At 75.0% G+C, this 7,080-nt stretch carries 7 protein-coding genes; all 7 read right to left on the reverse strand.

What is annotated here, in order from left to right; translation table 11 throughout:
* Nucleotides 1–6: 6 nt before the first annotated feature.
* On the reverse strand, nucleotides 7–1,218 hold the full coding sequence (locus ACFUEL_RS07910; RefSeq protein ID WP_380235164.1) for a cytochrome P450: 1,212 nt from the start codon (nucleotides 1,216–1,218) through the stop codon (nucleotides 7–9).
* A 59-nt stretch (nucleotides 1,219–1,277) separates the two neighbouring features.
* Entirely contained in the window at nucleotides 1,278–2,027 is a 750-nt protein-coding gene (locus tag ACFUEL_RS07915) for an NAD-dependent deacetylase (RefSeq protein ID WP_380235165.1), read from the reverse strand.
* Complete coding sequence (locus ACFUEL_RS07920; RefSeq protein ID WP_380235166.1) at nucleotides 2,024–2,611, reverse strand: hypothetical protein; 588 nt, start codon at nucleotides 2,609–2,611, stop codon at nucleotides 2,024–2,026. The genes ACFUEL_RS07915 and ACFUEL_RS07920 overlap by 4 nt, the downstream gene beginning before the upstream one ends.
* A gap of 117 nt (nucleotides 2,612–2,728) precedes the next feature.
* Entirely contained in the window at nucleotides 2,729–3,403 is a 675-nt protein-coding gene (locus ACFUEL_RS07925) for a response regulator (RefSeq protein WP_380235167.1), read from the reverse strand.
* A gap of 25 nt (nucleotides 3,404–3,428) precedes the next feature.
* A complete protein-coding gene (locus tag ACFUEL_RS07930; RefSeq protein WP_380235168.1) occupies nucleotides 3,429–4,601 on the reverse strand; it encodes a sensor histidine kinase in 1,173 nt (390 codons plus the stop codon).
* 102 nt (nucleotides 4,602–4,703) lie between these two features.
* Nucleotides 4,704–6,167: a WGR domain-containing protein gene (locus ACFUEL_RS07935; protein WP_380235169.1), complete on the reverse strand. Its 1,464-nt coding sequence runs from the start codon at nucleotides 6,165–6,167 to the stop codon at nucleotides 4,704–4,706.
* Nucleotides 6,168–6,269: 102 nt separating this feature from the next.
* Complete coding sequence (locus ACFUEL_RS07940) at nucleotides 6,270–6,938, reverse strand: hypothetical protein (protein WP_380235170.1); 669 nt, start codon at nucleotides 6,936–6,938, stop codon at nucleotides 6,270–6,272.
* Nucleotides 6,939–7,080: the final 142 nt, after the last annotated feature.

A 7,080-nucleotide genomic window follows, 5' to 3' on the forward strand; every position in this document is an offset into this window, starting at 1 on the left:
CTTTCCTCAGATCTCGACCAGTAGCTGTTCGAGTCCGCGGATCACGTAGCCGGGGCGCCGGTCGGGTTCGCGCAGCAGCGTCAGCCCGGGGGCCTTGCGGAGCAGCGCGCCGTAGGACTCGGTGAGTTCCATTCTGGCGAGCGGGGCGCCGAGACAGAAGTGGATTCCGGCGCCGAAGCCGAGGTGGGGGTTGTCGGTGCGGCCGAGGTCGAGCCGGTCGGGGTCGGTGAAGCGGGCCGGGTCCCGGTTGGCGGAGCCGAACAGCAGGGCGACCTCGGCGCCGCGCGGGATGCGGGTGCCGGCCACCTCGATGTCGTCCAGCACCCAGCGTTCGAACATCTGCAGCGGGGTGTCGTAGCGCATGAGCTCCTCGACGGCGGTGGGCAGCAGTTCGTCCACCGCGCCGCGCAGGCGGGCGAGTTGGCCGGGGTTGCGGAACAGGGCGAGCCAGCCGTTGCCGGTGGTGTTGACGGTGGCCTCGTGTCCGGCGTTGAGCAGCAGGACGCAGGTGGAGACCACCTCCTGTTCGCTGAGCGCCTGCCCGTCCTCGGCGGCCAGGACGAGGGCGCTGATCAGGTCGGGGCCGGGTGCGGCGCGGCGGTGGCGGATCAACTCCCGCAGGTAGGCGGAGAATTCGAGGCTGGCGGTGACGGCGCGGCGGGCGGTCTCCGGGCCGGGGTGGAGTTCGAACATGCCGGTGATGTCGGCGGACCAGGGGCGCAGCCGGTGCCGGTCGGCTTCGGGGATGCCGAGCATCTCGGCGATCACGGCGACCGGCAGCGGTTCGGCGACCTCGGCGATCAGGTCGCCGCCGCCGGCGGCGAGCAGGCCGTCGACGAGTTCGCCGGCCAGCCGCCGGACGGTGGGGCGCAGCGACTCGACCGTCCGCGGGGTGAACGCCTTGGCGACCAGGCGGCGGATCCGGGCGTGGTCGGGGCCCTCCAGGTCGAGCAGGCCGTGGTCGTTGAGGGTGTGGAACGGTTCGTGCGCCGGGTCGGGCGCGGGGCGGCCGAACTCCTCGTGGGTGAAGCGGTGGGTGTACGTGCGGCCGAGCCGGCGGTCCCGCAGCAGGGCGTTGACGTCGGCGTACCGGGAGACCAGCCACTGCCCGGTGGGCGGGTGGTACTGGACGGGCGCCCGCTCGCGCAGCGCGGCGTACGCGGGGTAGGGGTGGGCCACGAACGCGGCCGACCGCGGGTCGAAGGCGTCGCTCGCCATCGGGTCCTCCGTGCTCGTCGGGCCGCCGTGCTGCGTCGGCCGGGTCGTTCGGGCGGTGCTCAGACCTCGGACAGGTCGCCGTCCACCAGCCGGGCCACCAGCTCCGGGAGCGCCTGCGAGATCGGCGTCCGGATCACCTCGTGCGCGGCCCAGTCCCACGGCGTGGGTTCGCCGTTGACCACGATCAGCCGCGCGTCGTGCTCCAGCGCGATGCGCGGCAGCAGCGCGGCCGGGTGCACCTGGAGCGAGCTGCCGACGGCCAGGAAGACCTGGCAGTTCTTGGCGATCGCGTCGGCCTGCTCGAGCACCCGTTCGTCCAGCGCCTCGCCGAACATCACGGTGCGCGGGCGCAGCACGCCGCCGCACTGCTCGCAGTCCGGGTCGTTCTCGCCGGCGGCGACCCGGGCCAGGGCGGCCGCCATCGGGCCGGGCGCCCGGCAGTCCGTGCACTGCACCTCGGTGGCGGTGCCGTGCAGTTCGATCACCTTGCGGGCCGGGAGGCCGGCGGCCTGGTGCAGCCCGTCGACGTTCTGGGTGAGCACCCGCACCGGGACGCCGGCCCGTTCCAGTTCGACCAGCGCCCGGTGGCCCGCGTTGGGCTCGGCGCCGACCGCCCCGGCGTCCCGGCGCATCAGCCAGGCCCGGCGGCGCACCTCGGGGTCGGCCAGGTAGGGGCCGATGGTCACCAGTTCCTGCGCGCCCGGGTCGCGCTGCCAGAGCCCTTGCGGGCCGCGGTAGTCGGGGATCCCCGAGTCCGTGGAGATGCCCGCCCCCGTCAACACCGCCACCAGTGGCCGCTTCGCAGTCATGCCCCGGAGGGTACGGCGGGGCGTCCCGTTCCGACCACCGAATTGCCGCGCACCGGCAGGAACGCGGCCAGGTACAGCGCGGCGCCGACCACCAGGTAGTCCAGCGAGGCGCCCATCGCCAGGGTGCCCAGCAGCACCAGGACGGGGCTCCACCAGGGGGCGGTGCGGCGCAGGGCCAGCCGGACCAGCAGTGCGATCAGGCCGACGTACAGCAGCATCGGCACCACGTCGTACACCAGCGGCCGCACCCCGGGCACCGACTGGACGCGGTCGAACACCGCCGAGCGGGCCGCGCGGTCCGCGGAGACGGCGTTCGCGTACAGGTCGATGCCGGTCTGCGCCAGGCCGGCCGCGACGCCCGCCCAGCCCACCGCCAGCCAGCCCCGGCCCCACCGCGAGGCCCGGCCGCCCAGCCGCCACAGTTCGACCAGGCCGGCGCCCATCAGCGCCAGCGCGGCGAACAGCGCCAGGTGCCCCACCGTCCAGCCGGGGCCCACGTCGCGGGAGCCCGGCAGCAGCCGCACCACCCCGTAGACCGCCATCAGCCCGGCCGACCAACCCAGTGCCCGACGCCCCGTCACCATCTGCCCAATCCCCTTGTGAGAGTGCCCTTTCCGACACCCCCAACCCTGCCGCGGCGGCCCGCGGCGCACCTCCCCCGTGCCGGTGAGATCCGGGTGTCCCCCGCGGGGAGGAGTCGGCTACTCCCCCGCGGTGACGGCCCCCGCCTCGTAGGCGAACACCACGGCGTGGACGCGGTCGCGCAGGCCGAGCTTCTGCAGCAGGTTGCTGACGTGCGTCTTGACGGTGTGCTCGCTGACCACCAGGGCGGCGGCGATCTCGGCGTTGGACATGCCGCGGGCGACCAGCCGCAGGGTCTCCAACTCCCGTGCGGTGAGGGACTCCAGCAGCCGGCCGAGCGGCCGGGAGACGGTCAGCGGGCCGGCCGCCTTGCGGGCGGTGACCTCGCCGATGACCCGGCGGGTGACGGACGGGGCGAGCAGCGCCTCGCCGGAGTGGACGACCCGGACGGCGTGGGCGAGGTCGTCGCGGCGGACGTCCTTGAGCAGGAAGCCGCTGGCCCCGGCGTACAGCGCGTCGAAGACGTAGTCGTCGACGTCGAAGGTGGTCAGCATGATCACCTTGCAGCCGGGGTGCTCGGCGCAGACCCGGCGGGCCGCCTCCAGGCCGTCCATGACGGGCATCCGGACGTCCAGCAGCAGGACGTCCGGGCCGTGCTCGCGGACGGCGTCGACGGCCTGCCGCCCGTCGCCGGCCTCGGCGACCACCTCGATGTCGGGCTGGGCGTCGAGGATCATGCCGAACCCGGCCCGGACCAGCTCCTGGTCGTCGGCGATCACCACTCGTATGGTCAACTCTCGTTCTCCTCTGGTGAGTTGCTCAGGTGGTGAGCGGCAGCACGGCCGCCACCAGGTAGCCGGCGCCGTCGGTGCGCGGCCCGGTCTCGGCGCTGCCGCCGCAGGCCGCCGCGCGCTCCCGGATGGAGAGCAGGCCGCGCCCGCCGGAGCGCCCGTCGACGCCCGCGCCGACCGGGACGGGGGCCGGGCCGGCGCCGTCGTCGGCGACCTCGACGTGCAGCCGGGCCCCGTCGCGGACCGCGACCCGGACGCTGACGTGCCGGGCCCCGGCGTGCTTGACCACGTTGGTCAGGGCCTCCTGGACGATCCGGAAGGCCGCGGCCTGCACCTCGGCGGGCCCGGCCTCCTCGATCTCGGCGTCCACGGCGACGCCGGAGTCGCGGACGCGCTGCAGGACGCCGGCGAGTTCCGCCAGCCGGGGCTGCGGGGCGAGTGCGGCCGCCGCGCCGTCCTCCTTCAACACGCCCAGCACGCGCCGCAGTTGGACCATCGCATCGCGCCCGGAGTCGGCGATGGCGTCGAAGGCGCGGATCGCCCGCTCCGGCTTGCTGTGCACCACCAGCGGCCCGGCCTCGGCCTGGACCACCATCAGCGAGACCGCGTGGGCCAGGATGTCGTGCATCTCGCGGGCGATCCTGGCCCGCTCCTCGGCGACCGCCCGGGCGGCGTCGCTGGCCGCCCGCAGCCCGGCCTGCCGGGCCCGTTCGGCCTCGACGCCCGCCAGCCGGCGCAGCTCCCGCACCAGCGAGCCGAGCACGAAGCTGCCGACCGACACCACCAGGCTGAACAGCATGCCGTCGAAGGACCGGGTGCCGTACACGTTGCCGAGCACCGCGCAGGCCAGCAGCACGGCGCGCTGCCAGTCCCGGCCGCGGTCGGCGACGGTGTAGACGGCGATCGCCATGGCGAGCTGGATCTGCGGCATCGCGAAGTGCGCGAACGCCGACAGCAGCGCGGTGGGCACCGTGCAGGCCAGCAGCACCGCCCACGGCGCCCGCTGCCGCCACCACAGCGGCAGCGAGCCGGCCAGCGCCAACGCGTAGGCCCACCACTGCCGTTCGGAGGGGATCCGGTCGGTATACACCCCCCACAGCGAGACGCCGGCGGCGAGTGCCACCAGCGCCCCGTTCACCGGCCGGGGCCGGGCCCGCCCCCGGGCCAGCAGCCCGTCCGTCCACTTCCCCCACGTCCCCATGCCGCGCATCCTCTCGCACTGTCGGACGGCCGCCGCACCGCCCTCCCGCACGCGCGGGGGGCGCCCCCGACCGGGAGCGCCCCCCTGCACGGTCCGGGGACGTCACAGCAGCCGCTTGATCTCTCCGCGCGCCCGGTAGAACCCGCCGGACTCGGACCGGCGCACCTCGGCGACCAGGTACCTGGCCCCGGCGACCCGGACGTCCTTCGGGAACTGCACCCGCAGCGCGGCGTCGTAGCCGGGCGTCACCACCCGCACCCGCAGCCGCCCGCCCTCGGCCACGCACTCCACCTCGACGCCCCCGGCGCCCGCCCCGGCGGCCACCGCGCCGGCGCTGACGGTCTCCAGCGCGGCGCCCGCCGCGACCCGCTCGACGCCCGCGCCGCTCACCTCGGCGGTGACCGGCAGGGTGCCCTGCTCGGCGGCCAGCACGGCGCCCTGGGAGGCGTCCAGGCAGGCCAGCGAGCCGTCCGTGGTGACCAGGTACAGCCGCCCGTCGCGGTACTGCATGCTGTACGCCGAGCCGCAGCCGGTGCCGAGCTTCCACAGCCGGGTGCCGTCGGCGGCGAAGCAGTAGACGGACGAGTGGTTGTCGCCCGCGAACACGAACTCCCCGTCGGGGGAGGCCGCGCAGGAGAACACCGAGGCGTCGCACTTGTACGCGGCGCTCTCCGAGCCGTCGGCCTTGCGCAGCCGGTGCACCCAGCCCTGCGAGGTGCCGGCGAACACCTCGTCCCGCTCCTGCCAGCCGAACAGCACCGCGCCCTTGGTCCGGGTGTGCCACAGCTGGTCGCCGCCGCGCTTGGCGTACCGGGCGACGCCCGCCGACCAGCCGTGGTAGACCGACTCGGCGTCGCAGCGCACCATCCAGCCGGAGGAGCCCTGGGCGCTGCGGCGCCACTGGAACTCGTCCTCGTGGTCGACGGTGGTCAGGCCGCCGCGCTCGTCGGCGACGCCGAGCACGCCGTCGTGGATGTCCAGCCAGTAGATGTCCACGTCCTGGGCGATCTCGTACGCCACCCGCGGCACCTTCCCGCCGAGGTCGTACACCTTGCCGTCGTCGCAGCCCGCGTAGATCCACCAGTCGTCGGCGACGATGCACTTGACGCCGTCGGGCAGCCCGAACCGGCCGGTGACCTGCCCGTCGGTGGTCAGCGTGTAGACGTCGCCCTGCTCGTTGCCGACCCAGGCGTGCTCCTCGCCGACGTACACGCCGAAGGCGGGCGAGCCGGAGCGGAAGCGCCACAGCAGCGGCGCCTGGCGGGCGGTGGAGCGGGTGGAGGTGATCTGCCGGCGGGTCACCGAGCGGCGCTGGCGCACGCCCGGCACGGCGGGGGCGTAGCCCTTGCGGACCTTCTCGCCGATCTTCTTGGCGGCCTGCGCGGCGGCCTTCGCGGCGCTCGCGCACACGGTGGTCCTCGTCGTCCCGCTCTCGCCGATCCGGCCGTAGCGGATCGTCAACTCGGCGTCCTTGACCGTGACTTCGTAGAACTTGTGGGCACTCCCCTCGTCCTCGGAGAGTTCCAGGTAGGTCACCTGCGGGTCCGCGGAAACGGTGACGGACATGGCCGACGCCCCTTTCGGGCACAGAGTTCGGAGGGGTGCCGGCGGGGCCCTCGCCACCTGCCGACACCGCCCAATCTACGGCCCGGCACCGACAGTTGGCGGTCAGCCGGTGCTGACCTTCACGCCGCCGGTGTCCGCCCGCGCGACCAGCGCGTGCGCGGCCCCGGCCTGCGAGGGCACGCTCACGTCGGTGCCGCCCGTCGAGGCGTGCGCGTCCACCTGGTACGCCTGCCCGCCGGGCACCACCAGCTCCACCCCGCCGGTCCCGGTGCGCAGTTCGGCCCGGGTCGGCGCCGCCGCGAACCGGGCCGACACCCCGCCGGTCTCGGCCTTCAGCACCACGTCGGCCCCGCGCAGCCCGGTGGCCTCCACCCCGCCGGTGACCGTCTCCGCGGTGACGTCCCCGCTCAGGCCGTGCACCCGGATGCCGCCGGTGGTCTCCTTCAGCCGCAGCTTCGTCCCGGCGGGCACCCGCACCTGGTAGCCGATCCCGCACCGCGAGCAGGAGTACGCCAGCTTCAGCACGCCGTCCGCGAGCACGTGGGTGGCCTGCGGCTCCTCGTCCTGCCAGTTGCGCTTCTCCACCACCTGCACCGGCCCGTCCCCGGCCCGCACCTCGATCCCGCCGACCTCGCCGTCCACCTGCAGCTCGGTGACCTGCCCGAGCACCTCGTACGACACCGTCCGGCGCTGATCGTCCCACGGCCCGCAGCCGACCGCCCCGACCGCCAGCAGCCCCACGACGGCCACCGCCCCCACCAACCGCTTCACCGCGGCCCCCTCTCGACTTTCCGGTGCCCCCAGTCTCCCGGCACCCCTCCCCCGCCCGCCTCCCTCCCGGGAGTGGTTCCCCCGCCTCCTCCCCCCGGGGGATCCCCTAGGGAGCGCCGCAGGGCGGCCACCCCGATCGGGG

Source organism: Kitasatospora sp. NPDC057198 (assembly GCF_042670125.1).
GTDB lineage: Bacteria > Actinomycetota > Actinomycetes > Streptomycetales > Streptomycetaceae > Kitasatospora.